Annotated in this window: 21 protein-coding genes; 5 read left to right on the forward strand and 16 right to left on the reverse strand. The window is 64.0% G+C overall.

From position 1 onward, the window contains the following. Positions 1-4: 4 nt before the first annotated feature. Positions 5-820: an HAD family hydrolase gene (locus K0B96_RS10645; RefSeq protein ID WP_255558619.1), complete on the forward strand. Its 816-nt coding sequence runs from the start codon at positions 5-7 to the stop codon at positions 818-820. 25 nt (positions 821-845) lie between these two features. Here K0B96_RS10645 and K0B96_RS10650 read toward each other — a convergent pair whose 3' ends face one another. Further along, a complete protein-coding gene (locus tag K0B96_RS10650; protein WP_220160884.1) occupies positions 846-1,259 on the reverse strand; it encodes a hypothetical protein in 414 nt (137 codons plus the stop codon). Positions 1,260-1,352: 93 nt separating this feature from the next. Here K0B96_RS10650 and rpiB point away from each other — a divergent pair, with 93 nt between their 5' ends. Further along, a complete protein-coding gene (gene rpiB / locus K0B96_RS10655; RefSeq protein ID WP_220160885.1) occupies positions 1,353-1,793 on the forward strand; it encodes a ribose 5-phosphate isomerase B in 441 nt (146 codons plus the stop codon). A gap of 178 nt (positions 1,794-1,971) precedes the next feature. Further along, positions 1,972-2,595, forward strand: a complete 624-nt coding sequence (locus tag K0B96_RS10660) for an alpha/beta hydrolase (RefSeq protein ID WP_220160886.1) — start codon at positions 1,972-1,974, stop codon at positions 2,593-2,595. A gap of 24 nt (positions 2,596-2,619) precedes the next feature. On the opposite strand, the gene K0B96_RS10665 is transcribed toward K0B96_RS10660, so the two are convergent. From K0B96_RS10665 to K0B96_RS10675, 3 genes are all read right to left on the reverse strand, one after another. Then, on the reverse strand, positions 2,620-3,042 hold the full coding sequence (locus K0B96_RS10665) for a DoxX family protein (RefSeq protein ID WP_220160887.1): 423 nt from the start codon (positions 3,040-3,042) through the stop codon (positions 2,620-2,622). 92 nt (positions 3,043-3,134) lie between these two features. Then, the gene (locus K0B96_RS10670; protein WP_220160888.1) at positions 3,135-3,749 is read right to left on the reverse strand and encodes a UdgX family uracil-DNA binding protein; all 615 of its coding nucleotides are present in this window, start codon (positions 3,747-3,749) and stop codon (positions 3,135-3,137) included. Positions 3,750-3,775: 26 nt separating this feature from the next. Then, positions 3,776-5,620 (reverse strand): ATP-binding cassette domain-containing protein, encoded by a 1,845-nt coding sequence (locus K0B96_RS10675; protein ID WP_220160889.1) that lies wholly within the window; start codon positions 5,618-5,620, stop codon positions 3,776-3,778. A gap of 79 nt (positions 5,621-5,699) precedes the next feature. Here K0B96_RS10675 and K0B96_RS10680 point away from each other — a divergent pair, with 79 nt between their 5' ends. Then, positions 5,700-6,284, forward strand: a complete 585-nt coding sequence (locus K0B96_RS10680) for a DNA-3-methyladenine glycosylase I (RefSeq protein WP_220160890.1) — start codon at positions 5,700-5,702, stop codon at positions 6,282-6,284. Positions 6,285-6,342: 58 nt separating this feature from the next. Here K0B96_RS10680 and K0B96_RS10685 read toward each other — a convergent pair whose 3' ends face one another. The 6 genes from K0B96_RS10685 to K0B96_RS10710 form a co-directional block, all read right to left on the reverse strand. Next, positions 6,343-7,143, reverse strand: a complete 801-nt coding sequence (locus K0B96_RS10685) for an alpha/beta hydrolase family protein (protein ID WP_220160891.1) — start codon at positions 7,141-7,143, stop codon at positions 6,343-6,345. 42 nt (positions 7,144-7,185) lie between these two features. Continuing rightward, positions 7,186-8,076 (reverse strand): YihY/virulence factor BrkB family protein, encoded by an 891-nt coding sequence (locus K0B96_RS10690; protein ID WP_220160892.1) that lies wholly within the window; start codon positions 8,074-8,076, stop codon positions 7,186-7,188. Between the two features lie 108 nt (positions 8,077-8,184). Beyond that, positions 8,185-10,173 carry a cytochrome c biogenesis protein gene (locus K0B96_RS17580; protein ID WP_220160893.1) on the reverse strand — a complete coding sequence of 663 codons (1,989 nt, stop codon included), beginning with the start codon at positions 10,171-10,173 and terminating at the stop codon, positions 8,185-8,187. Between the two features lie 130 nt (positions 10,174-10,303). Then, positions 10,304-11,476: a cytochrome c biogenesis ResB family protein gene (locus K0B96_RS10700; RefSeq protein WP_220160894.1), complete on the reverse strand. Its 1,173-nt coding sequence runs from the start codon at positions 11,474-11,476 to the stop codon at positions 10,304-10,306. Positions 11,477-11,479: 3 nt separating this feature from the next. Beyond that, a complete protein-coding gene (locus K0B96_RS10705) occupies positions 11,480-12,598 on the reverse strand; it encodes a hypothetical protein (protein WP_220160895.1) in 1,119 nt (372 codons plus the stop codon). A 371-nt stretch (positions 12,599-12,969) separates the two neighbouring features. After that, positions 12,970-16,029 carry a TonB-dependent receptor plug domain-containing protein gene (locus K0B96_RS10710; RefSeq protein ID WP_220160896.1) on the reverse strand — a complete coding sequence of 1,020 codons (3,060 nt, stop codon included), beginning with the start codon at positions 16,027-16,029 and terminating at the stop codon, positions 12,970-12,972. A gap of 135 nt (positions 16,030-16,164) precedes the next feature. On the opposite strand from K0B96_RS10710, the gene K0B96_RS10715 reads away from it, so the two are divergent. Continuing rightward, positions 16,165-17,223: a LacI family DNA-binding transcriptional regulator gene (locus K0B96_RS10715; protein ID WP_220160897.1), complete on the forward strand. Its 1,059-nt coding sequence runs from the start codon at positions 16,165-16,167 to the stop codon at positions 17,221-17,223. Positions 17,224-17,412: 189 nt separating this feature from the next. Here the strand turns inward: K0B96_RS10715 and K0B96_RS10720 are convergent, their stop codons facing one another. The 6 genes from K0B96_RS10720 to K0B96_RS10745 are packed head-to-tail and all read right to left on the reverse strand — an operon-like array spanning position 17,413 to position 26,884. Further along, a complete protein-coding gene (locus K0B96_RS10720) occupies positions 17,413-19,299 on the reverse strand; it encodes a tagaturonate epimerase family protein (protein ID WP_255558621.1) in 1,887 nt (628 codons plus the stop codon). Positions 19,300-19,314: 15 nt separating this feature from the next. After that, positions 19,315-20,103 carry an SDR family oxidoreductase gene (locus tag K0B96_RS10725; protein ID WP_220160898.1) on the reverse strand — a complete coding sequence of 263 codons (789 nt, stop codon included), beginning with the start codon at positions 20,101-20,103 and terminating at the stop codon, positions 19,315-19,317. Between the two features lie 16 nt (positions 20,104-20,119). Then, the gene (locus K0B96_RS10730) at positions 20,120-21,688 is read right to left on the reverse strand and encodes a glycoside hydrolase family 43 protein (protein ID WP_220160899.1); all 1,569 of its coding nucleotides are present in this window, start codon (positions 21,686-21,688) and stop codon (positions 20,120-20,122) included. Then, positions 21,685-23,061, reverse strand: a complete 1,377-nt coding sequence (locus K0B96_RS10735; RefSeq protein WP_220160900.1) for an MFS transporter — start codon at positions 23,059-23,061, stop codon at positions 21,685-21,687. The genes K0B96_RS10730 and K0B96_RS10735 overlap by 4 nt, the downstream gene beginning before the upstream one ends. Positions 23,062-23,087: 26 nt before the next feature. Then, a complete protein-coding gene (locus tag K0B96_RS10740) occupies positions 23,088-24,464 on the reverse strand; it encodes a glycoside hydrolase family 28 protein (protein ID WP_220160901.1) in 1,377 nt (458 codons plus the stop codon). Continuing rightward, positions 24,461-26,884 carry a pectinesterase family protein gene (locus tag K0B96_RS10745; RefSeq protein ID WP_220160902.1) on the reverse strand — a complete coding sequence of 808 codons (2,424 nt, stop codon included), beginning with the start codon at positions 26,882-26,884 and terminating at the stop codon, positions 24,461-24,463. The genes K0B96_RS10740 and K0B96_RS10745 overlap by 4 nt, the downstream gene beginning before the upstream one ends. Positions 26,885-26,887 lie beyond the last annotated feature (3 nt).

The raw sequence follows: 26,887 nt of genomic DNA on the forward strand, positions 1-26,887 counted from the left end.
GACGTTGGGTTTGCCGACTTTGACGCCCGCGCCCGGCCGGTTGTTTCATAAACCTCGCCGCTCCGCCCCGCCGCCGCAACTCTCCGCCCCGTTTGCCCTCGCCATCGCCGTCCGCACGCCAAGCCTCGTCGCCTTCATGCGCGACGCACTGCTTCTTTGGGATATCGACGGCACCCTTACCCGCTCCAGCGGTGCCGGCCTGCACGCGCTCGAAACCGCCCTGCGCCTCGAACTCGGCGTCACCGCCTCGCTCGCCGATATCGATTACTCCGGCCGCACCGATCGGTGGATCCTTCGGCAAATCTTCGCGAAATTCGGCTTCGCCGCCGACGACGCCGCGTTCACCCGCTATCTCGATGCTTACATTCGGGCGCTGCCCGCCTCGCTCGTAACCCATCAAAGTCACGTGCTGCCCGGCGTGAGCGAAGCCTTGGAACGCGTGCACACCCACGACCGCTGGGCCCAGGCGCTCCTCACCGGCAACGTCGAGCGCGGCGCCCGCGTGAAACTCGCCCACCACGATCTCGCCCGCTATTTTCCCTTCGGCGCTTTCGCCGACGACTCCGAACTGCGCAACGACCTCGGCCCCGTCGCCTTGCGCCGCGCCCGCGACTTTCACGGCGTCGATTTCCCGGCGCATCGCGTGATCGTCATCGGCGACACGCCGCATGACATCGCCTGCGGACGCATCATCGGTGCGCAAACCGTCGCCGTCGCGACCGGTCTTCATTCGCTGGCTGAGTTGCAATCGCATCAGCCCACGGCTGCCTTCGCCTCGCTCGCCGACCCTGGCTTCGCGGCGTTGCTCAACGCCCTCTGACGGCGTCCGCGCCGGTCATTCGCCGTCACCGCACGCGCTGCTCGATCGCGGATACTCTGCCGTTCGCAAAGACCACCCGCGCCGTATCTTCGCCGCGCGAACCGCCACCCACGGTCACGCCGCCGCCCACTCCGCCGCCACCGGAGTAACTGCCTCCGCCGATGCCGACACTGAAGCGCGGCTTACGGTCCTCGTAGGCCCACACTTCCTCCGCCCCGTCTTTCGTTGTGCGCGTGTATTTCCGCATCGGCTCGCCCATCGCCACCGTCACCTGCTCGGGCGTAAATCCCACATCAATCCGCCCGGCCTCGACCTTTTGCCGCACATCCGCGGGCCACGAATCAAAGGCGGCCCGATGACTGGAAATACGCGTCGAAATACTTGAACAACCCGCCGTCAGCACGACACCGAGAAGGAGAGCCGGGAGAATCCGTTTCATAACTGTGTTTGGGTTTGCGACACGAATTGGCGAACGAGATAACGACAGCCGCCCACCCTCGAAGTTCGCCGCCCCCGCCGTCATCTTTCTCGTATGAAAACGTTTACCATCGCCATCGGATCCGACCACGCCGGCTTCACCTACAAGGAAGCCATCAAGGCGATGCTCCTCGGCGAAGGTCATACCGTGCGCGATCTCGGCACCTACTCCGAAGCTCCCTGCGATTATCCCGACTTCATCCGTCCGGTCGCTGAAGCCGTGGCGCGCGGCGACGTCGAGCGCGGCATCGTCCTCGGTGGTTCAGGCAACGGCGAAGCCATGGTCGCCAACCGCGTGAAAGGCGTCCGCTGCGGCCTCTGCTGGAACGAGCAGGTCGCCATCTGGAACCGCGCGCACAACGACGCCAACTGCCTCTCCCTCGGCCAACGCACCATTTCCGAAGCCGAGGCTCTGCACATTGTGCGCGTCTGGTTGACCACACCTTTCGAAGGCGGCCGGCACATCGCCCGTTTGCAAAAAATCGACGGCATTTGACCACTCTGCCGCGACTTGGCTCGCAGACTGGTTCCACCGTTTGACCCCGCGGGGTTCCCGCGCTCTTTCGCCCTATGCGTATTCCTATTCGCGGGCCGCGCGCACCCGTCGCCTGCGTCGACGCCCCACGGTTCCTCAATCCTCCTTCGCCGCCCTCGCTCCGCGCGGCGACTTTGTGATGACGGCCCTCTCGTCACATCACTACCTCTTCGAGCCCGCCAAATCCTCTGATGCGGCGCCGTTTCTCGTGCTGCACGGCACCGGCGGCACCGAACACGATCTCCTTCCGCTCGTCCGGACGCTCGCGCCCGGCTCCGCCATCCTCTCGCCTCGCGGCAACGTCACCGAACAAGGCGCCGCGCGGTATTTCGCCCGCCTCGCCCCCGGCGTTTTCGATCCCGATGAAATCATCCGGCGCACGCACGAACTCGCCGACTTCGTCCTCGGCGCCGCCGAGCATCACCATCTCGACCTGAGCCGCCTCACCGCGCTCGGGTTTTCCAACGGCGCCAATATCGCGGCCACCCTCCTTCTGCTGCGCCCCGAAACGCTCGGCGCCGCGGTTCTTCTCCGCCCGATGGTCGTGCTCGACCAACCCGCCCCGCCCGGCTCTCTCGCGGGCAAACGCGTCCTCCTCGCCAGCGGCTCCGGCGATTCACTCGTGCCTGTCGACCAGCCTCCGCACCTCGCGGAACTCCTTCGCACCGGCGGCGCGGACGTCGAGATCGCGTGGACGCGGGCCGATCACGGCCTCACCGCCGTCGACTTTTCAGCCGCGCGCGCCTGGCTCGCCCGCGGCTGACCGCAGGCCGAGCGCAAGCGCTCCTTACGCACCTTTGTCCACGGCAAAACGTCCGGGACCCGCGATGAAAATCGTGACGAATCCCGCGAGGTAAATAAACGCCAGCTCACCGCTGCCCGGCCCTGAAGCGATGCGCGTGTTATGCACGGTCACAAACGCCACGCTTAACATGACGATCACCACGAGCGCCGCGAACCGCGTCACCACCCCGAGCGCCAGCAACGCCCCACACACCACCTCCGCGAAAATCGCGAGCCCGAGACTCCATTTCGAGCCGACGCCAAACGGATCGGCAAACGACGACGACATCGTGGAGAACTTCATCACCTTCACCCAGCCGTGGTTCATCACCAGCGTCGCGCCCAGCCAGACCCGCAGCACCAGCAGCGCGAAATCCGGACTCCGGGGAATGTAATTAATTTGGAGGATCTTGAGGAACGATTTCATGCGAAACGAATAAGTTGAAGTTGGCGGATTTTCCGACGGCAGATGTCTCCTTCGGACGCGGTCAACCCAACGACTGGCAACCGCCTGCGCAATCACGATGCGACGAGCACCCGCAAATCTTCCACCAAAGCCTGCCGCGCCGCCTCCCGATCCGCGCCCTTCATCCGCAAAATCGCCGACGGATGCACCGTCGCCATGAACGCCCGCGCCCAGCCCACCGCGAGTAATTTCCCGCGCTCCCGCGTCACGCGAAACGTCCGTCCCATCAATGCTTGCGCCGCCGTCGCGCCCAATGCCACCACCACCTCCGGCTGCACGAGCGCGATCTCGGCGTCCAGCCACGGCCGGCACGCCGCGACCTCGCGCGCGTTGGGTTTCTGATGCAACCGCCGCCGACCCGCTGGCACCCATTTGAAGTGCTTCACCGCATTTGTGACATACACCTCGCGTCGGTCGATGCCCGCTTCCGCCATGGCCGCATCGAGCAACCTGCCCGCCGGTCCCACAAACGGCCGCCCTGAGCGATCCTCATGGTCACCCGGTTGCTCGCCCACGAACATCCACCGCGCCGGCCGACGGCCTTCGCCGAAAACGGTCTGCGTCGCCGCCCGCCATAATGGACACGCACGACAGTCCGCCGCCGCGTCGCGCAGAGCGCGCAGACTCGTCCTCGTGGCCGCAAGAGCCGCACCATGCGGAGCCGTCATGCCCCGCTGGACCGCGCCCGTTAGATTCAGTTCGCCGCCGCCGCACGCTGCGTTTCCAACGTTTCCCAGCGACTAAACGCGGTCGCGTGTTCGCGCTCGATCTCGGCCAGTCGGCTCTCGATCTCGCGCACCGCCGCGCCGCCTCGCTGATAAAATTGCGGGTCCACCAACTTCGCCGTCAGCTCCGCCTGCTCCTTCTCCCACGCCTCGATGCGCGCGGGCAACGCCTCCAGTTCGCGCTGCTCCTTGAAGCTCAACTTACGCGGTCGCGCCGTCTTCCCGGGTCCGTCCGCCGAAGGCACCGCCGGCGCTTTCGCCGCCTCGGCCGCCTCCGTCGCGCGCGCTGCGGCCAGCGCTCGCACCGCCTGCCGCTCCTTTTCGCGCTGCCAGTCCGCGTAGCCACCCACGTATTCCGCGATCCGCCCGTCGCCTTCGAAGACGAACGTGCTCGTCACCACGTTATCCAGAAACTCGCGATCGTGGCTCACGAGCAGCAGCGTGCCTTGATACTCGACCAACAGGTCTTCGAGCAGATCGAGCGTCTCCGCATCCAGATCATTCGTCGGCTCGTCCAGCACGAGGACATTGGCCGGCTTCGTAAACAGTCGCGCCAGCAGCAAGCGGTTGCGCTCGCCGCCCGAGAGCACGCGCGCCGGCGTCCGCGCCCGGTCCGGCGTGAAGAGGAAATCCTGCAGATAACTGATCACGTGCCGCGTGCGCCCGTCGATCGTCACGGTCGTGTTTCCGTCGGCGATATTATCCGCGACGCTCTTCGCGTCATCGATCTGCGCGCGCAGCTGATCGTAGTAAACGATCTCCAGATTCGTGCCGTGCGTCACCGTGCCCGCCGTCGGCGAAAGTTGTCCCAGCAGCAGTTTGATCAACGTCGTCTTGCCCGCGCCGTTCGGCCCCATGAGCCCGATCTTGTCGCCGCGCGTGATCGTCGTCGTGAAATCGCGCACCACGGTGTGCCCGTCGGCAAACGCGAATGACGCGTTCTCCGTTTCGATCACTTTCACCCCCGTGCGGTCCGCCTCCGCGAGCCGCATCGTCACATTGCCGGCGCGCTCGCGCCGCGCCACGCGGTCCGCCCGCATTTGCATGAGCTGGTTGATCCGCGCCGTCGCCCGCGAGCGCTGCGCCCGCACGCCGCGCCGGATCCATTCCTCTTCCTGCGCCAGCTTTTTGTCGAAGAGCGCCGCGTTCTTCTCCTCGGCTTCCAGCACCTCCTGCTTCCGCACGAGATACGTGTCGTAATCGCACGACCAGCTCGAGAGCCGCCCGCGGTCCAGTTCCACGATCCGCGTCGCCAGATTCCTCAAAAACGCCCGATCGTGGGTCACGAAAAACAGCGACAGCTTCTCCGTCGCCAGAAACTTTTCGAGCCAGAGGATCGATTCGATATCGAGGTGATTCGTCGGCTCATCCAGCAGCAGCAGGCTCGGTGCCCCCGCCAGCGCGCGGCCCAGCAGCGCGCGACGCTTCAACCCGCCCGACAGGTCGGCGAACGGCTTCGTCAGCGGCAATTGCAACCGCTCAAACAAATCCTCCAGCCGCACATCGCGTTCCCATTCCTCCTCGTGCACGTGCGCTTCGCGCAAGCCCCCCGCGACCACGTCGTGCACCGTTCCCTCGATGTCCGTCGGAATTTCCTGCGGCAGCCGCGTGTAAACTGCGCCCGCCGGCCGGAAAACGTCTCCCCGATCCGGCTTCATTTCGCCGGCAATCACGCGCATGAGCGTCGATTTTCCCGCGCCATTACGGCCGACCAGACACACGCGTTCGCCCGGATCGATCTGGAGGTTGACTGCCTCCAACACCGCCGGACCACCGAAACTGAGACTTACATCAAGAAGACTGAGCAATGCCATGAACCCGCCAAACTGCCGCCCCCGTTCCGCGATGCAACTTCCGTTGCACAATCCCGTTCGCCTCCCTCCACTTTCCGCCATGTCCCCCTCCGCTTCCTCCGCCCGCTGCGCCTGGGCCGCCGCCGAGCCCAACCTCACTTACCACGACACCGAGTGGGGCGTTCCCCTCCACGACGACCGTGCCTTGTTTGAACTTCTCACGCTTGAGGGCGCGCAAGCCGGCCTGAGCTGGACCACCATCCTCAACAAACGCGAAAACTACCGCCGCGCCTTTGATCAATTCGATGTCGCGAAAGTCGCCCGTTACGGCGCTCGCGACACCGCCCGCCTCCTCGCCGACGCCGGCATCGTCCGCCATCGCCTCAAAATCGCCGCCACCCTCGCCAACGCGAAAGCCTTCCTCGCCGTGCAACGCGAATTCGGCAGCTTCGATCGCTACCTCTGGGCGTTTGTCGGCGGCCGGCCTCTCCAACCGCAGCGCCGCACCATGGCCGACGTCCCCACCCGCTCGCCCGAGTCGGACGCCTTGAGCAAAGACTTGCTCCGCCGCGGCTTCAAATTCGTGGGCCCGACAATCTGCCACGCCTTCATGCAAGCGAGCGGTCTGATCAACGATCACCTCATCACCTGCCCACGCCATCGTCTCTGCGCCCGACTTCGATAGTTCCCCCGCACGCCGTCCGCCAACGCCTCCAGCGGCCAACGCAGTGCCGCGCCTTTTTTCATTTCAAGCGCTTCGCCTCGATAAACGTCACGATCGGCGTCGGGTCGGGCAAACTGTGCGGGTGGTGTTTCCCGCCCGGCTTGATGATCACCTCGATCTCGCCACCCAGCGCACGATAACGCTGCTCCAGCTTGAGGAGATTTTCCGCCGGCTTCACCGTTTCATCCGCGTCGCCGGCCACGCCGATGATCGGGATCTTCGCCGCCGCGACCGGCGCGATGCGATCCAGCGGACTCACTTTCGCCGTCATCGCTTCCGCTTCCGTCAACCCGTAGCACGCCAGGCACTGCTTCCACAACGGATGCTTCGGCCCGGGCCAGCTCTTGATGTCGAGCGCCGGCGCATCGAGGTAAAGCGCTCCCACGCGTTCCGGATAAGTCGCCGCAAAATTAAACGCATACAATCCGCCCCGGCTGAAGCCCTCGATGACCGGCCGCCGCGCCAGTCCACGCCGCTCCACCAGCTCGCGATAGAACGCGTCGAACAACCCGATCGCCTTCGGCGCGCCATACATGTCGCTCGCCTGCATGTAGGCGACGTGCCAGCCCCGCGCCAGCAGCGCCAACTCCACCTGCGGCGCATGCTCGTCGCCAAAAAATTCCGCCCGCCACACCCACGGATTCCCCGGCGCCGCCGCGTGTGGCGAGATCAACAAGCACGGCCGTCCTGCCACCGTGAAATCCTCCCGCGCGTAACCGTGCCATGACGTGCTGCCTGCGGCGCCATCGGCTGCCTGCACGACCGGAAGACCGCAGGACAACGCACACCACCACCACGCCCATCGCCACGGGGAGTTCATCCTTCGCAGGCTTGCGAACCCCGCCGCCCGCGCAAGCCCCATTCATGCACCCGTCCCGGCCTGACTCCTCTCCAATACCGCCGTCTTTTTCGGTGTCACCGGCAGACGATGTGCCGCGCGATCCGCCTTCAGAAATTCCGCCCCGTAAAAGAAAATCGCCGCCGTGTAGTAGATCCAGATCAGCAATGCCACGAGCGATCCTGCCGCCCCGTAAACCGACGCGATCGTGGAATGCGCCAGATAGAGCGAGATCGCGAACCGCCCGATCGTAAACAACACCGCCGTCACCAACCCGCTTCGCCACACCTCCCGCCATCGCACTTCCACGTCGGGCATCACTTTCAAGATCAGCGCAAAAAGAACTGTCATCACGGCGAGCGAGACCGAGAGGTCCGCGATTTTCAGCACCGCGCCATTCCAACCGGCCCCAAAATGGGCGGTCAAACTTTCCAACGCGGTGGTCAGGATGAGCGAGACCAGCAGAAGAAAACCCATCGTCAGCACCATCGCGAAGGAGAGGATCCGCTGCGTGAGCAACACCAGCCACCCGCTCCGACTCGGTTTCTGCTGCACTTTCCAAATCGCGTTGAGCGAATCCTGCAACTGACTGAACACCGTCGTCGCTCCAAAAAGCAAAACGGCGACACCGATGGTCGTGGTGATCCACGTGCCGTGTGTCGCCTCCGCCGCCTTCTCGCCGGTTTGCTGAATCATCTTTGCACTGTCCGCGCCGATCAGCTCCGTGAGTTGCTGCTGCAGCGCATCGCCCGCCCGCTCCTTGCCCAACACCGCGCCCGCCAGCGCCGCCGCGATCACCGTGATGGGTGCCAGGGAAAAGAGCGTATAAAAGCTCACCGCCGCGCTGTGCCGAAACACGTGATCAGCATTCCATTCCTTGGCGGCCGTGAGGAGGATCCGAAACCAGCGAAGCATGCCCTCGTGACCAGCAAACCGGGCGTCCGGTTGCGCCGCGAACGCCGAAAGATCGATTCCCCAGCGTTTCTGGCCTTGAAGGCGCCCGGTGCGCCGCGGGGCGCCGCGTCACACCTCGCGCGTGCGGAAACTCCGCCACTTTTCCACCGGCAGATTCGCCAGCGCGATCAAGAGCAACTGCACCGCGATGAACGCCAAGAGCCACCAGAACGCCGCTTCCATGAAGCCGTAACTGTGCAGACCGATGCCGAGCATGTTCGTCCCAAACCAGCTCCAGCTCGTCACGATGTTGCCGAAAATCGCCAGGATCATGAGACCGCGCTGCTTCACCAACCCGCCCCAGCGCGCGTGCAGGATGATCGCGTTCCATAGCACAATGATGAGCGCTCCGTTTTCCTTCGGATCCCAGCCCCAGAAACGTCCCCACGATTGATCCGCCCAAATGCCGCCGAGAATCGTGCCGACCAAGCTGAACAACGTCGCGAAGCACACGATGCCATAAACCATCCGCCCGAGCATCTGCGCATTCGTATCCGCTCGCGCCATTGTCGGCCCGGCCGTCTTGCCTCCCGACGGCGCCGCCGCCACCGCGCGACTATCCATCCCTCCCGCCGCGCCCGGCCGGCGCGCCAGCCACGGTGTAAACACGCCCATCACCACGTAGATGATCGCGAGAAAACCCGCCAGAAACGTCGCCCCGTAACCCGTCGTCACCACCACGACGTGCGTTGCGAGCCAGAAGTTTGAGTCCAGCACCGCGCGCATCATTTCCATCGTGTCGCCGCCGAGCGCCAGATGGTGCGCGATCAGCAGCGTGCCGAAGCCCACCGCTCCCGCCGCCACCGTGCCGATCGCGTTCTTATAAATTGTCTCGAGCACGACGCACAATCCCACCGCGATCCAGCCGACAAAGAGCGCCGACGAATACAAATTCGTCACCGGCGGCCGGCCTTCGATCCACATGCGCACGAGGATGCCGACCGTCGTGACGCCAAACGCCACCACCAGCACCCAAAACGCGCTGCGCCCCAAAATCGCCGGCCAGATCAGCCACGAGGCGATCGCGATGAAAAACGCCGCGACGTAGAGGTTCATCCCGAGGCCAAACGGCTCCGCCGCGTTGAAGCGCGCTTCGAGGTCGGTTTTGCGCAGCGTCGCCGGCACTTGTTTTTCCAACTGTTCGCGGTAGAGCCGCACGATCTCGTTGAACGCCCTGGCATCCTGCTTCCGCCACGCGTAGCCGAGGCCCGCATATGTCAGCACGCCGGGATCGATTTCGCCGGTGCGAAAGGTATCGATCAGCGCGTCGCCCGCGTTGCGCCACGAACCATCGTGCGGAACGATCATCAAGTAGGCGGACTTCGCCATCAGGTCGTAACGCTGACCAAAATCGACGATCCGCTGGAAGGCGGCTTCGTCGAACGGCTTGCCCGCCTGCCGCGCCTGCACCGCCGCAATTCCCGCCGGCAGCGCCGCCTGGAATTGGTTCAGTTCGGCGAGAAAATTATCGCCGTCGGGCATCGCCGCGCTGCGTTGGAGCCGCGTGTAGAGCGCGATGTTGTCGCGGAGCTGCAGCACCGCTTTCTGATACCGGCTGCGCTGCTGCGGATCGACCTCGGTCGCCAGTCCCGCCTGCCGGTCGATCGCCTCGAAGTGCGGCTTGAGCGCATCGAAACTGAATCGCCGGAAACGGCTCGGCAGGAAACCCACCACCGCCATTGTGCGCTTCGCCGGCGACTCGTAATGGATCGCGAGCGTCTCGTCCGTCTGCCCGACGAGCGCGAGCACATCGGGATGATCGATCTCAAACGTCGGATACGTGTTCGCCTTCGCCGGATCGAACAACACATCGAGCAGCCACTGCTGCGGCGTGCGCGTGAGGTCGGAGTTGGGCGCGCCGACCCGCTGGCGGCCTTGCAAGACCAGCAGCGCGTTGCGCGCCACCGTATCGAGTGGCTTCACGCGACCGTTCACCAGCACCGGCAGGCGGCTGAAGCCGGTGAGATCAAACGCATCCGGATTTTGCGGCGGCCACAACGACGCACCCACCGCGGCGAGCGCGAGCACCAAGGCGAGGAGCGGGATGAGGCGCTTCATGCTTGGTTCCCGCTTTGAAGGTGAACGAAAGCCCCGCGCGCACCGACCGCCGGCAAGGCGGAAAAAATCCCGCGCGACGCGCCCGCCTCTGCGGCTGCGGGCAGGTGCGATTTAACAATGATGATGACGTTCATACGGCGGCAGGGTCGGAAGCGGCGCGACGGCGGCGCGCGAACTTGATCAAGGAAAGCCCAAACTGAATGACGAGACCGAACGCCATGATCAGGCACGCGATGTAGGGCATGAGCCAGCTCGGGTTGCGCACCACTTGGAGAATCGTCGTGTGTTCGCCCTCGTAACCGGATTGGTAAAACGTCAGCCCGGCGTAACGCAGGGGGTGGTTCATATAAATATTCACCTCCCGATTGTCGCGCCCGTCCGGTGTCTTCACCTCCACAAGACTCGAAAAGTTTTTTGGAATGTCGGTGCCTTCATAAACGTCGTGGCTGAACTTGATGAGCTTAAGCGAAAACGGCTTGTAGTTTCGCTCGAAGCGCATCGTGAGCACGTAATCGTGCCCTGCGTAATTCACGTGCTGCGGCGCGCCCAGCATCGCCGACACGACCCACGTGCCGAGCGAGCCGTCCGGCCCGACCAGCTCGACAATGGCCGCCGGCAGATTGCGCTCATCCTGTTTATACGTGATCGGAATGGGCGTCACCACGACCTGCGGACCGATGCCCTGCGTGGCCGGCGACTCCGGCGCATTCGGCACCTTGCTGCGCAGTTGCAGCACCGCGTTCGGATAGAACGCGCGCGGCACGATCCGGAACGGCAGGCTCGCCTGCTGGATCGGTTCGCCGTGCGCCAGCACCTTCTGCGGCACCGCCACGACGTCGTCGACCTTCGGGTCCGTGCGATCGATGACCGCGAGCTCCACATCCCGATAACTCTCCGAATAGCTCTTCGTTTCGCCATCGGTCAGCCGCATTTGAAACTCCTCCTGCCAGATCGACGTGAAGAGTTCGCCCAGCAACAGCAGCACGAGGCCGAGATGCGTGAGATGTATGCCGAGCTTCCGCCACGCGAACTTGCCGTGGTAAAGATGCGCCGCAAACAGGTTGAGCAGCAGCATGCCGCCCAGCAGGTAGCCGCCCGGAAACAACGGCACCGGAATGCGCGTGCCGGGAATGAAGCCCAGCACAAACAGCGTGCGGAAAAACTGTTCCTGCACGCCCCACACGCCGATCTTCACCTGCGCCAGGGTGGCCCAGAAAACGAGCACGATCGAGAGCGCGAGCAGCACGACCGTCAGCGTCAGCGAACTGAAAAAAACGAGCAGAGAATGCCAGAGAGAGCGCATGACTTAACGGATTTTTACGGTGTGCAGAAACGCCAGAAACGCGTCGCGTTGCGCGGCCACGGTCGCATCCGGCCCCATGAGCTTGAAAAACCACGTCGCGCCCCCATGCGGCACGATCGCGCCGATCAACCGTGGCGCCTGACTGCCCGCCGGCGGCGCCAGCTCCACGACCGCAAAATTGAGCCCGTTTGCGGAAAAACGCTTCAACGTCGCCTCCAGTTCGCCGGCGGTGAGCGGTGGCAACTGCACCTGACCGCGCCAGCGGTTCACATTCGCCAGATCGCCGCCGACGTCGCCCGGAAACGCCGTGATCGCTAGATCCGCTTCTCCACCCGCGCCCGGCACCGCATAACTGCCCTTGCGCATCGCCGACAGTGTTTTCTCGTGCCAGGCCGCGGGCGCCGCCCACGCCAGCGCCGCGCCGTCCGCCGTCGGCACCGCCGTAGTCGCCATGTCATTTCCCATGGCCGCTGGGCTCGCCGCCGGCGCACGCGCTGCTGGTGCCGCTTCGCCGTCGCCGACTTTCACCGTGTGCAGAAATTTTAAAAACGCGTCGCGTTGCGCGCTCACCGTCGCGCTCGGTCCCATCAGTTTGAAAAACCAGGTCGCCCCGTTCAGCGGCACGATCGCACCGATCAAGTGCGCGGATTTTTCGTCCTGCGGCGCCAGATCCACGACCGCGAAATCCAGCCCGTTCGCCGAAAAGCGTTTCAACGTCGCTTCCAAGTCCCCGGCGGCGAGCGGGGGCAACTGCACCTGACCGCGCCAGCGGTTCACGTTCGCCAGATCGCCGCCCACATCGCCGGGAAACGCCGTCACCGAAAGATCCGCGTCCCCGCCCGGCCCCGGCACCGTAAAACTGCCTTTGCGCATCGCCGACAACGTCTTCGCCGTCCAGTCCGCCGGCGCCGTCCAAGACAGGGCCGGTCCTTCTGCCGTCGGGACCGCCGTGTTCGCCATATCGCTTCCGGTCGCCGCGCCATTCGCCCCGTCGGCGTTGGCCGCCGGCATCGCGGGCTCCTCCTCGTGGGCCACGCGGTAATGTTTAACTTTCGCTTCGCGACAGGCGGCGAAGCAGCCGAGGCACGCCACGGCGAGAATCAGCGGAGTGTGAAAACGCATGAGCGCCTCCCGAAATCGCGCCGGATTGCCGAAACTTCAACCCAAACCGACACCTGGGCCCGAATGCGCCGGAAAAATTAGCCCCGCGCGCGTCGGCAAGTCGCCCCGCTTAACGCTCTCCGCGCTGCGCCCGATTCGTTTCCACCGCACCGCGCGTCTCTTAGTCGTCACGACCCAGATTCCCCAATTGTCCCCGTCACGCGTCCTGCGCCACTCGCCGCGCTCGATTCCCAGGCGATCCCGAGCGCGAACCAACGTGCGACAACTTACGCGATTCGCAGGCGGTGGACGATGGCTCACGGCACAAAAAAACGGCGGAGGTCTTCGGGACCTCCGCCGTTGCGGTTAGCGCGTTCGTCTTTGCTTCCGGCTTAGAACGAAAGCGTATTCGAAAAGAGCCAGTTGCGGCCCGGCGACAGCACGAACGAGCCTTCGGAATACTGCTCGTCGGTCGCGTTGTAGATTCCAAGCGACGTCGCAATGTTTTGCCCGAAGATCTGCCAGGGGTAGCTCAATGTCACATCAAACACGACGTAATCGCCGGCTTGGTAGCCACCGTTAAGCGGATTCCAGTCCACCGAGCGACTGACCACCGTCTTCGAGGAATAACGCATGCCCAGCCCCACGGAACCTCCGCGCGCGAAGCCGTCGGAGAACGTGTATTTATTGAACACGTTGAAGCGATATTCCGGCACATTTTCGATGCGGGCGCCGTAATAGATGTCCCACGCCACTTTCTGCGCGGCCGTGCCGGCATTGTAGTCCGGCGTGCCGGGCATGGGTTTGGTTTTGTCGTAGAGCGTCTTCGCCGTCCACAGCCACGAACCGTTGATGACCGCCTGATAGTTCGGCAGCGGCGACCAGATCACTTCGGCCTGGGCACCCTCGATGCGGTTTTTCAGGTTCGTCGTGCGCCAGCGGAAGACGCGGGTGTTGTAGCCCACCGTGCCGGGCGCAAACAGCGTCGTGTTATAGTTGAGCGGCTCCGAGAGATTCGACTGCGCGACCGGATCATCGAGCATCTGGTTCGTGCGCTCGCCGCGGAAGACGGAGAAGGTGCCGACGATCCTGCTGTCCTGCGTCGAGATCTTCGCGCCCAATTCCCAATTCATGCCATTTTCGTCGCGCAGGTCATCATAGGCCCCGCGGCTTTTCTCGATGGCCACGAACTGGTTGACCGAGGTGATGGTCTGGCCGAGATACTGGAAGGACCCGCCATTTTGATCGAGCGCGCTTTGCACCACCGGGATTTCATTGCCGGTGAAGACGCCGCCGACGTTGCCGATGTTGAATTGGAACGTCTTCGACACGGACGCATACACGTTGATCGCATTCGTCACGGCAAAGGATGCTCCGGCCATCCAGGCATCGCCATGCCGTTTGTAGACGCGCAGGGCTTGAATATAATTCGCGCCGTAACCCCATGCATCGGCCGGATAGTTTGCCGGATCGCGCCATGCATTCACGGGCACCTGATACCACGGATAGTTCGCCTCGAGGTATTGCCCCTTCTCCTGCTGCCATTGCCTCCGGTAGCCCGCGATGATGTTCAACCGGTCGTTAAACGCGGAGAGCTGATAGTTCAGATACGCGGCGGAATTGATCGGCTTGTAGCCATCGAGCCAGACGCGGTCCATCGGGAACAGGATGTCGATCGTGGGGTAAGTTTCGAAGCCCGGGTCGAAATTGCTATACACAGCTTTGACCAGCTTGATGTTCCCGTTGCGGTCGCGCACGACCTGGTTCACGGTGGGCGGGCCGGTGTCATGGCTGCGGCCTTCGCCCACGAGGTTGTCCGCCACCTGCGTGCCGCCCGTGGTGCCGTAGCCGGGGTTGGCAACCGGGTTGGTGGAACCGGGCACGTGTCCGTAGTAAGGGGTGAACTTGATGTCGTTCCCCAGATAGTTCTGCAGATACGTCGTATAGTTGTAGCCCGTGAGAATCTTGTGCTTCAAACCTCCGGTATTGAACTTGAAGATCAGATCGAGCTGGTGCGTGTCGGTGAGCCGGTAGTAGCCCGACGTCGCACTTGCGCCGACGTTCCAGTGAATGCCATCGCCCCACGGGGTGGTCACGCCTTCGATATTATTGAAGCGGCTGTTGTCATGGAGGAACACGTAACGCCCATCGAGCCACTCGGTCGGGGAAACATCCGCCGTCGCAGTGAACGAGCTCACATCGTTGGTCGTGCGCGCGCCACGGCTGGTGTAATTGAACGCCTTGTCGTGAATGAAGTTGCCGTTGGCATCGGTGTAATAAGCGCCGCGCTCCACTTTAGTATAGGCCGGGAGTGCATAATCACCCGTCGCCACGCGCTTGTTGTTGATGTAAGTGGCGTAGGCCAGACTCGGCGTGCTGGTGGTGTTCGGCACCTTCGGGCCGCTCGCCAGCGCCGCCGTTCTCCAGCCCGCAAAATCGGAGTAGATCCAATCGTAATCGTTCTGGTTGAAACTCTCGTGCAGCGACTCCGCTTCGATGTTGATCTTCAGCTTGCCGCTGTCGAACGGCACGAAGGTCATGCTCGGCGTGTAGTTCACGTTTTTCCGAAACTCGAAGCGTCGTTCGCCCTGCGTATCCTCCCACCCCCCGGTGAGCCGAAACGCCACTCTTTTCGACAACGGCACGTTGATGTCCGCCGTCAGCTTCTGCCCGCTGTTATCGTTGATCGAATAGCGAAACGTCGTGGGGATCTTCGCGAACACGGGTTGCTTCGTCACATAATTGATCACGCCACCCGGATAACCCTGGCCGAAGAACACCGCCGCAGGTCCTTGCACCACTTCCACGCGGTCGACGCTGTCCATATTATAAGCAATATAGCGGAAGACACCGTTGCGCATGATGGTATTGACCGGAAAGCCGCGCACGGTGAACGCCCCTTGCGGCGTCGCCTCGTTGCCCGGCCGGCGCATGGCATAACGGGTGTCGCCCGAAGCTGCCGCCGTGTAACGCAGCAGATCCATCAAGGATCGCGCATTCGTGTCGTCGATGAACTCACGGGAAACCACCGAGACGTTCATCGGCACCTTTTGAATCTCCATGCCGATGCGGGTGGCGGTCGCGGCGTTCGTTTTCAGGTAACCATGGTCGCGGTCGCTTCTCACTTCGAAGGCCGACATGACCGTCACGCCGCTGTCCGTCGGCAGACTGCGCGACGAGGACGCGGTGGTGTTCGCAGGACTCTCCGCGGGCGCGACCGCGCGCGGGCTGGCCGGCGCCGCGGCCGGCGTTTCGGCCGGCGGCGTCTGGTGGCGAAGCTTCGCGTTTTCGCTGCGCAACGCGGCGTTTTCCGCTTCCAGACGATCGACGATTGACTGCAAGCTCTCCTGCGCGCGCAACGGATTGGCGAGCAGAGCGATTAGGAATATAAAACCAAACCCGAGGCCGAGGGATCGCCGCGGGCGGTTGGAGTGTAGTTTCTTGGGGTTCATAGGTTTGCGACGTCTCAGACCATGGAATTGATCCTGATATACTGAAGCCGGCGGGGTAGAGGATCGTCGCGAACGGGATGTAGATTACGCTTGTGAAACAAGTCGCCGCGGTCGTGTTGGAAGCGTTGCAATCCCATGCTCCCCGCCCCTGTCACGCTTAGTGTTTTGGCTAAGAATTGTCAGCTCTCGGTGGCCACGGTCTCCCGCGCGCTCTCCGGGCATCCCAATGTCAAACCCGAGGTCCGCGCCCGCGTGCTGCGTGTCGCCGAGCAATGCGGTTACCGACGCAATCAGCTCGTCAGCGAGTTGATGGGGCAGATGCGGGGCCGCCGCACCCAGCAATTCATCGGCAACCTGGCTGTCGTCCACGTGCCCACGCCCAGTCAGCCCGCCATGCGACCGATGCAACGCCGCATGATCACGTCCGCCCAAGCTCGCGGACAGGAACTCGGCTTCGCGGTCGAAGTTTTCAGTCTGAATCGTGAGAGCGGTGGTCCGGCCACGTTGGGACGCGTGCTGCGCGCCCGCGGCATCGTCGGCGTGATTTTTCTCCAACCCAACTCCAACGATACCACGAACGGCTTTCCTTGGGCGAATTTTGCGACGTTGCAGATCGATTACGGGTCACCGATTCCGAAGCTGCACACCGTTTGCCTCGATCATCATCTCACGCTGACCAGTGCGCTCGGCCAACTCCGCTCCTTGGGCTATGGCCGCGCTGGCATGTTCATCGAACGGCACAAAGACGAGCGCCTCATTCACAAATGGTCCGCGGCGTTTCGCTCCTTCCAAGAAAACCAAGGCGGGATCGATCACCTCCCCGTGCTGATGGCTGACCACATGAATCCCGCTACTTTCATGGACTGGTATCGCCGCCACCGCCCCGATCTCATCATCGGACACGTTGATCAAGTGTTGGGCTGGCTTCGCGCGGCCGGAGTTTCCGCGCCCGCGGATATCGGTTTCTTCAATTTGAACTGGAACGAGCGCTCCGAGACCTGCGCCGGGCTGGACCTGCAACCTGAACTTCACGGCATCGTTGCCGTGGAAACCATTGCCGCCCAAATCCACCGCCACGAGAGCGGCTTGCCCGATGACCCGCGCACCGTCGCCATCAGTGGCAAATGGGTCGATGGCCCCACGGTGCGCGCCACGGCCGCTGCGCCCGAGCGTCACGCGGCACCGACCCACTGAACGCGTTTGCAGCGGGGCAGACGCGCGCCAGCGGCGGGAAGCTCGTGTTGTTTCCCGCGATCCTGAACTCGCGCGCACGCGCACCCGAGCTCGTGGGCATCCGGGCCCGCATCCCGGCCCACCCTCACCGCTTTGGGTGAGCGCCTCGATTTCCCGCGGGCGGGCGGCCGTCACGCCCGCCGACCGAAATCACCGCGTTGCCGCAACCGGCGCCTCGCTGATCTCATCGACCAGAGCGGCAAACGTCGCGTAGCCATCGAGGCGCGCCTTGGCCGAAGCGCACGTTTCCTCCGGCACGAGCCCCGTGGCTTCGGCGAGAAACACGATGTAGCGCGCGACCCCTTTGGCGTAGAGCAACTGCGTTTCCGGACTGATCGCATAAAACCGCGCGCGTTGCTGGTAGCCCGCGGGCGAATGATCGCCGAGGGAGGATTTTGCCGGGCGCCCTCCCGCCGCGAGCACGTAGAGGAAGTTATACTCGAAGAAGAACATGTGCTCCGGACTCGCCGGCAACGCCTCCAGCGCGGCGCGCGTCGCCTCCGGCGAGCCGAACAACAGGGCGTCGTCGTGCGCCAACGGGCTGCCGCACTTCACCAGCGGATCGACAATGAACGTGCGGGCCATCTTTTGCTCCGTCGCGTCGTTGCTGAACGCTCCGGCCAGCGCCATCTCCAGCGTGAACCGATACCAGTCGCGCCACAGCGCCTGATCCGCCGCGGTGCGCGATTGCGCGATGGCGACGCCCATTTCGTAGGTGTAACGGCCGCTCGTCTTAATCTCCAGCCGGCTGCCGGTCACCTCGCCCATCACGCGATAATTTTCCGCCGATTTGCCCGAGCCGGAGTGGAAGCCGATGCTGACGCCGAACTTCTCGCACACCGCCCACTGCCGCGCGATCAGCGTGCGCAACGCCGCGTTGTCGGGATACGGCATGTTTTTCTGAAAGCCGAATGCCGGGGCCACGAAGTTCACCGGCATCTCCAGCACCTCGCACAACGCCAGCATCACCGCGGTCGTCTCCGGCGTGGTGAGGCCGGGCAGTTCATCGATGGAGAGCTCCCGCAGATACGTGCGTCCGATGTCGGTCGTAAACGCCGCCGCCCGCGCCGTGGCGTATTTGTCGTCGCGTTGCTTCATTTTCAGCATCGCCGGCCAGACGGTGCCGAGCAATCGCCCGAACGCCGCATCGTCGAGGGCCAGGCCCGCCTGCGCCACCCGGGCGCGCGTTTGCTGCACGATCGCCGCCGGCACATCCGCGATGACCGCCGGTCGATTCAACGCCAGTTCCGGCGACAGATCGAAGGTGATGTAGCTCGCGAGCAGGCATCCGCGCACCAGATCGTCCTCTCGCGCATCGAACTTGCCGCCGATCGGCTGGTGATCCGCATTGAAACTCCACGCAATGCGCCGCTGGTGAAACCCCGACTTCAGTTTCGCCAACACGCAGCCGTGGCTCATGCCCTCGACGCTCTGCCCTTGGTGACCTTCGGGCACATTCGTGCCGATAAAGGGGAACGGCACCGAATCGAGCCGCCCTTCCAGCATCGCGTTCACATCGTAAACGAGTTCGCGCGGAATGCTGTTTTGATTCGCCGTGACGCCGAGATCGAGCGCGCTCATCGCCCAATCCACCGCCGGCCAGTGCAAGGTCGTGAAACGCGCGCCAATGCCGAGGGTGCTGCGGCCCAATTGCGCGCCGCTCGTCGGAAAAATCGTCGCTCCCGCATCGTGTTCCTGCACCAGATTTTTCAGGCGCAGCAGGTTTTCCCACGTCGCCGGAAACACCATCGTGCCGCCGCCCACGCGGACGCCACCCGTCAACACGCCGCCCGCGCCGTTCGCCGCCTGCGTCGTCAGCCGCCAGGCGCAATCGCCCGTCCCTTCGTCCTCCAGCAGGGTCCACTCGCCCGCCGCCGTCGCGAAGTGGCTTTTCGGCCACTCCTTGATGGCACCACCAGCGACGAGCCGGGCGCTCAGCGCCGCCCAATCGAGACAAAAATCGGGGCTGACACAGGGATTCTGCGCAATGCGCAGGTCGTGTTGCCGCAGGAATGAATTAATCGCGTTCGTGTTCAAAATCGTGGTCTCCCTTTAAATGGTCATGGCGTGGTAACCGCCGTCGACGATCAGCTCTTCGCCGGTGATGAACGAGCCCGCACCTTCGCTCGCCAGCAGCAGCGTGGCGCCGATCAATTCGCGGGCCTCCCCAAAGCGTTTGGCCGGCGTGTGGCCCATGATGCTCGCGACGCGGTCCGGCGTAAGCACCTTGCGGTTCTGCTCCGCCGGAAAAAAGCCCGGCACCAGCACGTTGACGCGCACCCGGTGCGGCGCCCACTCGCGCGCGAGATTGAGCGTGAGATTGTGCACCGCGCCCTTCGTCGCCGAATAGGTGAACACCCGCGAAAGCGGCACCACGCCCGACATCGAGCCGAGATTGATGATCGAGCCGCCTTCGCCGCGCTCGACGAGATACTTCCCGAAAACCTGGCAGCCCAGAAACACGCCCTTCATGTTCACGCGCACGATGCGGTCGAACTCGTCTTCCGTAATGTCGAGGAACGGCGTGGCGGAATTGATGCCCGCGCCGTTGACGACGATGTCCACGCGTCCGCTGCGTGCCAACACCGCCGCGAGGAGCGCCTCCAACTCCGCCTTGCTGGTGGCTTCGGCGGCGTAAAACCACGCCTTGCCGCCCGCCGCCGTGATGCGGTCAACCCGCGCCTGCGCCTTTTCGGCGTTGCGTCCCACCAGCACAACGTCCGCGCCCGCGCCGGCGAGACCCTCGGCCATCGCGCCGCACAACTCGCCGGTGCCGCCGATCACGACGGCGACGCGGCCGGTGAGGCCAAACAAATTAGTCAGATAACTTTCAGGATGCATAAATTGAAAATGAGGTTCAGGGCAGCGGCTCCACACGGAACCACGCGAAATCGGCGGGGCCGGCAACGCTGACGTTGGTAGCGTCGTTGAACAGACCGACTTTCGCTCCGATCCATCGGCCCGGCACCGCTGTAAATAGCCCGCCGAGGGGCGAAAACGTGTGCCCGTCGGAGCTGAAGCTGAATTCGCAGCACCCGTGCTCGCGCACCGTCACGCGGATAAAAATCGCGCCGGTCGCCGCCGGTGCAGTCGACACGACCGCCGGTGACTCCGCGGGATCGCCGCCTCGCACGATTTCGACGCCGTTCGCGCTGCGCTGCAGTCCCATCCACGCCGACTTTTCTCCTGCCACAATCAATCCCGCGCGCTGGCCGAGCCCCGGCGAGGGCAGTTCCAGGCGCGTCGTCACGACAAACGTTGGGGCGGGAAATTTTTGCAGCAGCAAATACGGGGCGAGCGAAAGCGGTGCGACCGCCGCCTGCGGGTGCAGACGCAATGCGCCCGGACGATCGGTCAGCGAAAACCAACCTTCGCGCGGATTGGCGGGCCACTGCCATTGCAGTCCCAACGTCGGCGAATCGAACGCATCGCTCGTCGGCGGCGTCGCCCGCGGCTCCGGCGGCAGCGTGGGTTTGCGGTGGGTGAGCACCGGCTCCCCGCGCCCATCGCCGTCGGGATCGCTGCCGATCACGGGCCAGCCCTCGCGCCACACCACCGGCTCCAAATGCACCACGCGACCATACGCATCGAGATCCTGGAAATGCACGAACCACCACTCGCCCTTCGGCGTATCAACCAGCGCACCTTGGTGCGGCCCGTTGATGGCCGTGCTCCCTTGAGCCAGCACGATGCGCGCCTCGTAAGGGCCGCGCACGTCGCGCGCCCGAAACACCGATTGCCAGCCCGTCTTTACGCCGCCCGCCGGCGCAAAGATATAATACCAGCCGTCGCGGCGATAAAACTTCGGTCCCTCCAGCGTGCTATAGTCCGGCAGCGCGTGGCCATCGACGATCACGCCGAGATCTTCCTCCACGCGCGTGCCGCCCGCGTCGAGGCGCAGCAACGTGAGCACGTTATTGATGCCCGCACGACTCTTCGCCCACGCATGGACGAGATAGACGCGGCCATCCTCATCCCACAACGGGCAGGGATCGATCAATCCGCGCCCCGCCTGCACCAACACCGGGGCACTCCACGGCCCGCGCGGGTCCGCCGCCGTGATGACATAGAGACCAAAATCCGGATCCGGATAATAGATCCAAAAACGCCCCGCGTGATGCCGAATCGCCGGCGCCCACACGCCTTTTCCCGGCTGTGGACTCGCGAACGCCTCCTCCGGCACCAGCCGTGGCAACGCGTGCGCCGCGAGCGTCCAATTCACCAAGTCCCGCGAGTGCAGCAGCGGCAACCCCGGCACGCAACTGAAGCTCGACGCCGTCAGCCAATAGTCATCGCCCACCCGCACCACGTCGGGGTCGGAGTAATCCGCATAAAGCACCGGGTTGCGGTAGCGCCCATCGCCGAGGTCCGGCTGCCAAGGCGAAACGCAAGCAAGAGTCATGGCGGCGGCAAGGGGCAGCATCATGATGTCCGAACAGTGGCCACGCCCAGCCGCGGCACCAGCAATTGCAACGCGAACAACGACAACAAATACATTCCGGAAAAATACGCGAAGACCGGCACATAACTCCCCGTGCGCTGCAGGATTTCGCCGGTGAAACCGTTGACGAAACCGCCCGTGAAATAGGCTGTAAACCCGCCCAAGCCCACGACCGAGCTGATCGCCTCACGCGGCATGGTGTCGGAAACAACGCTGAACAAGTTCGCCGACCAACCTTGGTGCGCCGAGCCCGCGAGTCCCACGATCGCCACCGCCAGCCACACCGTGCCGGCATACGGCGCAAAAAATACCGGCACCACGGCAACCGCGCAGATCAAGAGCGAGATCTTACGCGCCCCGTTCACCGTCCATCCGCGTTCCAGCAACCACCCGGCGAGCCACCCGCCCGCAATCCCGCCCACCGCGGCCAGTGCGAAAAACGCACCCGTCCACCACCCCACTGCCTGGGTCGTGAGACCGAAGCGTTTCGTCAGAAAGTCGGGGACAAAAAATTGATAGAAACCCCACGCCGGCCCGGCGAGAATGCTGGCGATAACGTAAGCCCAAACCGCCCGATGCCGCAGCAGCGGAAGCCACGGCATCCGCGTCGGCACCGCTTCCGCCGGCGGCTGGCCCTCGCGGATATAATCGCGCTCGGCGGCTGAAAGATGCCGTGCCTGCTCCGGCGAATCATAAACCAGCCACCACGCGATCACCCACACGAAGCCGGCGCCGCCCGTGATATAGAAGGTCGATTGCCAGCCCAGATGCGCGTAAAGCCACGGCACGCCGATCGGGCAGATGATCGCGCCGACGTTCGTCCCTGCGTTGAACAGGCCCGTCGCCAGCGCGCGCTCCTTCACAGGAAACCACTCCGCCACGACTTTGATGGCACCGGGAAAATTACCGCCTTCGGCGAGCCCGAGCGCGATGCGCGCGAGCATGAAGCCCGCCGCCGTCATTGGCATCGTCAGCAGAATCCATCCGACACTCTTCTCCGCCCACGAAAACCACGGCAGATGCATCGAAAACGTGTGCCCCACGGCGATGAAACCGCACAAACCATGGGCCGTCGCCGCGCAACTCCAGAGCAGCACAAAAATCGGCAGGCCTTTCTTCACGCCCCAGCGATCCATCAGCCGCCCGCCGAACAAATAACCAAACGCGTAGGCGAACGAGAACGCCGCGGTGATCCAGCCGTAGTCTGCTTCCGTCCAACCCAGATCGCGACTGAGATCGTTCTTGAGAATCGCCAGCACGAGCCGGTCGATATAGTTCACCGCCACCGAGAAAAAAAGGAGACTGCAAATGACCCAGCGGAAACGGCCGGGTGAGGTGGAAGCAGCAGAATGAGACATGCGGCAAAGGCGGCTGCGCGGGCGGCTCACTGTTTTCCGTCGTCGACTATCAGCGGCACGCCGGCGTGCGGTGATCCACGGGTCAGGCCCTCGGTGTTGATCCGATCGCTGTTGTGCGCCACCAGCGCGGGTCCTTGCGCCGTGTCGATGCGCACACCGCGAAACACCACATCAGCCGCATTGGTGATCGTGAACGCCGATTGCGCCGCAATCTGCACATCGGTGAACGTGAAATCGCCCACGGGCATTTCCCGCAGACCGGTGATCGCGCCGGCAATCTTTGCGCCGCGCGCCGTGATGCTGGCAAAATGAAAATCGCGATAACGCGGCGTGCCTTCGTCCACAGGCCGCACGTCCTCGGGCTGATCGCCGCCCGCATAGAAGGTTGTAATGAGGAACGGCGTCGCCACGTCCTGCATCACGATGTTGCTCACGGTCACGCCCTCCACCACCCCGCCGCGCCCGCGCTGCGATTTAATGCGAATGCCGGTGTCGGTGCCCTGAAACACGCAATTCGTCACGGTGACATTGCGCACGCCGCCCGACATCTCGCTGCCGATCGTCACCCCGCCGTGACCGCGATACATCACGCAATCGGAAATCGTCACATTTTCCGTCGGCCGGCCCATCCGGCGCCCGGACGCGTCGCGCCCCGATTTCAATGTCACGCAATCGTCGCCCGTATCGATGCGGCAGCCCGCGATCACGACCTGGCGACAGGCTTCGGGGTCGATGCCATCGGTGTTGTGCGAACCTTTTTCGCCGAAGATGGCAACGCGCTCGACCCGCACAAATTCGCAGAGCAACGGATGCACGGTCCAGTCGGCGGCGTTGCGCAGGTTAAGGTTTTCAATGAGCACGTCGCGGCAGCGCACGAGCCGGATTAGTCGCGGCCGGCCACGGCTGAGGTTTTTAACCTCGGCCCTCTCAGCAGGAGTCGCGGGCGGCCGCCATCCGCGTTTGGGATTTGGGTGCGCGAGTTCGAGCCGTTTCCACCAAATCCGCCCTTGGCCGTCGATCGTGCCGCGCCCGGTCAGCGTGATATTATCCGCGTCCACGGCGTAGATGAGCGGCGCAATCACTTCCTTCTCTTCGCCCCACTCGTCGGGCGTGGCAGGATAATCGTCCGGATGCTCGCTCCCCAGAATCGTCGCGCCACCGGCGACTTCCAGCGTGATGTGACTTTTCAACTCAATCGTGCCGCTCAGATAACGTCCCGGGGGGACGAGCACGGTGCCACCGCCCGCCGACGAGGCCGCCGCCACCGCGCGAGCGAAGGCCGCCGTCTCGATCGTAACCCCATCGCCCGTCGCGCCAAAGTCGCGCACATTAAAAACAGTCGGATGCGCCGCCGCCAAACTCGTGACGAGGGCGAAAAGAAAGGCTGTCCGCCGTCGTTTCATTGCGGAGCCCGCTCCGCCGGCGCGTCCAAGACCTCCCGCAACCACGCGATGTAGTGCGCCTCGTAGTCCGGCCGAAGTTGCGCCCACGTTTCCAGGGCATGCGGCGCACCGGGAATCGTGAGCAAATCACACCGCACGCCATTCGCGCGGAGCTTCGCTTGAAAATCGAGCGACTGCTGAAGCGGCACGGTTTTATCGGCCTCGCCATGCAGCAGCAGAAACGGCGGCAAGCCCGCGTGGACGTGATTAAGCGGCGAGATGTCGCGCAACACGGCCCGTGAACCGACGGTGACTTCGCGCGGCAAATTGAGCAGCCCTTGCAACGACGGACTCAATCCGCCCCGCGCCGCCAAGTCCTGCTCATGATTTGTCACCGGCGCGAAGCCCACGATCGCCTGCACGCGCGTGTCTTCGCCCGCAAGGGTCGCCGCGAGACAGACGAGATGGCCACCCGAGGAATGCCCGAAAAGCGCCATGCGTTGCGGATCGCCCTTAAACTCGGCCGCGTGCGCTTTCGCCCAGCGAATTGCGGTCTCCACATCGTCGAAGCACGCCGGCCAACGATGCTCCGGCGCGAGCCGGTAGTTGATGGAAAACCAAGTGAAATTCGCGGCGCTCAACGGTGCAAACCAAGGCGAAATATCCGCGCCGTCACCGGCCGGCACGGAATGTTTGTCGCCCCGGCTCCAGCCGCCGCCATGCACGAGGATCGCCACCGGAAACGGACCGGCGCCCACCGGCACGTGCGCATCCAGCAACAGCGGCTCGCCGTCCGCCTCGCCGTATTTGATGTCGCGCAAAACATCGGTCGCGGGTTCGGCGCGAAGAAATGGCGCGAGTTCCGGCACGACTCGCCTCAGTTCGTCGGCCACCAGTGCGGCAAACGCCGCGGTGCCTTTCGCATTGAGATGAGTCGTATCCGGTTTGCCGTTCTTGATCGGGTTAAACGTGGCCGACTCCGTCGGACCAAGGCGCTCGCAGAGTTCGACGCTGCGCGCATACAGATCAACGAGCGGCACGCGTTTTTCCGCCGCCACCTTTCGCACGGCATCGACATACGGCGTGAGCGTGGAAACGATTTTCCCGCGACCTTCGTGGTCGAAATCGCGACGCGTGAGCGAAGTCACCAGAATCGGCTGCGCACCGATCGCGCGCACCTCGTCCACGTAGCGGGCCATGTTGGCGAGAAACGTCGTGCCTGCGTCGGTCTCGCGCGCAGGCCCTTTGCCGGGCTGATCGTTGTGTCCGAATTGGATGAGGTAGTAATCGCCGTGCAACGCGAGCGCCGGTGGCCAATGCCCTTCCGCGCGAAAACTTTTCGAACTACGACCGCCGCGGGCGGTGTTGATGCACTCGGTCGCGTCGGTCAGGAGTTGCTTGAACCCGCGTCCCCACCCGACTTCGTCGGTCACCGTGGAATCGCCCACGAGCACGATGCGCACCTTGCGGGCGATGGGCGCGCGACCGGCGGGATTCCACCCATCGTGACCGCGCAACACCTCGGCCGGCGTCAACGCCGCCGCGGCAGCCGCGGTGAGCGCCTTCGCCCACGGCACGCGGCCGGCCGGATTCGCGCCTGGGCCGGTGCTGCCAAATTCGGCATAGCGCGTGGTGATCTCCGCCTGCGGCTTGTTCCAGTTGTGCCAACCCTCGGCGCGCACGACGCCGGACATCTCCGTGCGTAAAAACACCGTCTGCGCGTAATCGCGCCACGGCCGGCCGAGATAGGTTTTCACGCCGGCGGCCCCGGTGATTTTGCCGTCGGCAAACACGAAGCCATGCGTCTGGCCTTTCGGCGTGGAAGCCGCCGTGAGATAGCCGTCCTTCAGCGCGTGAATTTCACAGCGGTCAAAATACGCCGTCGCCCCACCGAAGATGAAATCGACGTGGCCCTCGATATAACAATCCGCGAAATATTGCCGGCCGCGATTGAGCAGAATCGTGTCCTGCCAGCCGAGAAAGCGGCAGTGGCGAAACACGACGCGGTCGCCCTCCACACGCAACGCGAGCGCCTGGCCGACAGGACCAGCGCTGTTGGCGATGGTGATATTCTCCCACTCCATGCCGTCGCCATCGATCTGCACCGTCGGCGTGCGAAACGTGCCGATGGGCTTTCCGTCGGGTCCGGGCGAACCGGTGCTAAGATCGTAAGTGATCGTCGTGGTGGCCGCATCCTCACCGACGATCCGCACGTGGCCGCGTTCGCGCTGGACGTAAATGCGTTCGTGATACGTGCCGGGCTTGACGAGAATCACCCACGGCGGCGTCGCTGGATCGGTGCGCAGCGGTGCGGTGCTGATCGCCTCTTGGACCGAACGATATTGCCCGGAGCCATCCGTGGCGACGACGGCGTCAGGCGTCGCGCGCGCTCCGAACGGGAGTAGACAGCAGGCAACGAAGACGGCGAGCCATGACCTCATGGC

The sequence above is a fragment of the Horticoccus luteus genome (genome assembly GCF_019464535.1).
Lineage (GTDB): Bacteria > Verrucomicrobiota > Verrucomicrobiia > Opitutales > Opitutaceae > Horticoccus > Horticoccus luteus.

Coding starts and splice junctions, on each gene's coding strand:
- K0B96_RS10715 (WP_220160897.1), top strand. CDS start 16,165: ATGCTCCCCGCCCCTGTCACGCTTAGTGTTTTGGCTAAGAATTGTCAG.
- K0B96_RS10690 (WP_220160892.1), bottom strand. CDS start 8,076: ATGCTTCGCTGGTTTCGGATCCTCCTCACGGCCGCCAAGGAATGGAAT.
- K0B96_RS10710 (WP_220160896.1), bottom strand. CDS start 16,029: ATGAACCCCAAGAAACTACACTCCAACCGCCCGCGGCGATCCCTCGGC.
- K0B96_RS10740 (WP_220160901.1), bottom strand. CDS start 24,464: ATGAAACGACGGCGGACAGCCTTTCTTTTCGCCCTCGTCACGAGTTTG.
- K0B96_RS10700 (WP_220160894.1), bottom strand. CDS start 11,476: ATGCGCTCTCTCTGGCATTCTCTGCTCGTTTTTTTCAGTTCGCTGACG.
- K0B96_RS10730 (WP_220160899.1), bottom strand. CDS start 21,688: ATGATGCTGCCCCTTGCCGCCGCCATGACTCTTGCTTGCGTTTCGCCT.
- K0B96_RS17580 (WP_220160893.1), bottom strand. CDS start 10,173: ATGAAGCGCCTCATCCCGCTCCTCGCCTTGGTGCTCGCGCTCGCCGCG.
- rpiB (WP_220160885.1), top strand. CDS start 1,353: ATGAAAACGTTTACCATCGCCATCGGATCCGACCACGCCGGCTTCACC.
- K0B96_RS10665 (WP_220160887.1), bottom strand. CDS start 3,042: ATGAAATCGTTCCTCAAGATCCTCCAAATTAATTACATTCCCCGGAGT.
- K0B96_RS10725 (WP_220160898.1), bottom strand. CDS start 20,103: ATGCATCCTGAAAGTTATCTGACTAATTTGTTTGGCCTCACCGGCCGC.
- K0B96_RS10705 (WP_220160895.1), bottom strand. CDS start 12,598: ATGCGTTTTCACACTCCGCTGATTCTCGCCGTGGCGTGCCTCGGCTGC.
- K0B96_RS10670 (WP_220160888.1), bottom strand. CDS start 3,749: ATGACGGCTCCGCATGGTGCGGCTCTTGCGGCCACGAGGACGAGTCTG.
- K0B96_RS10675 (WP_220160889.1), bottom strand. CDS start 5,620: ATGGCATTGCTCAGTCTTCTTGATGTAAGTCTCAGTTTCGGTGGTCCG.
- K0B96_RS10680 (WP_220160890.1), top strand. CDS start 5,700: ATGTCCCCCTCCGCTTCCTCCGCCCGCTGCGCCTGGGCCGCCGCCGAG.
- K0B96_RS10650 (WP_220160884.1), bottom strand. CDS start 1,259: ATGAAACGGATTCTCCCGGCTCTCCTTCTCGGTGTCGTGCTGACGGCG.
- K0B96_RS10735 (WP_220160900.1), bottom strand. CDS start 23,061: ATGTCTCATTCTGCTGCTTCCACCTCACCCGGCCGTTTCCGCTGGGTC.
- K0B96_RS10745 (WP_220160902.1), bottom strand. CDS start 26,884: ATGAGGTCATGGCTCGCCGTCTTCGTTGCCTGCTGTCTACTCCCGTTC.
- K0B96_RS10660 (WP_220160886.1), top strand. CDS start 1,972: ATGACGGCCCTCTCGTCACATCACTACCTCTTCGAGCCCGCCAAATCC.
- K0B96_RS10685 (WP_220160891.1), bottom strand. CDS start 7,143: ATGAACTCCCCGTGGCGATGGGCGTGGTGGTGGTGTGCGTTGTCCTGC.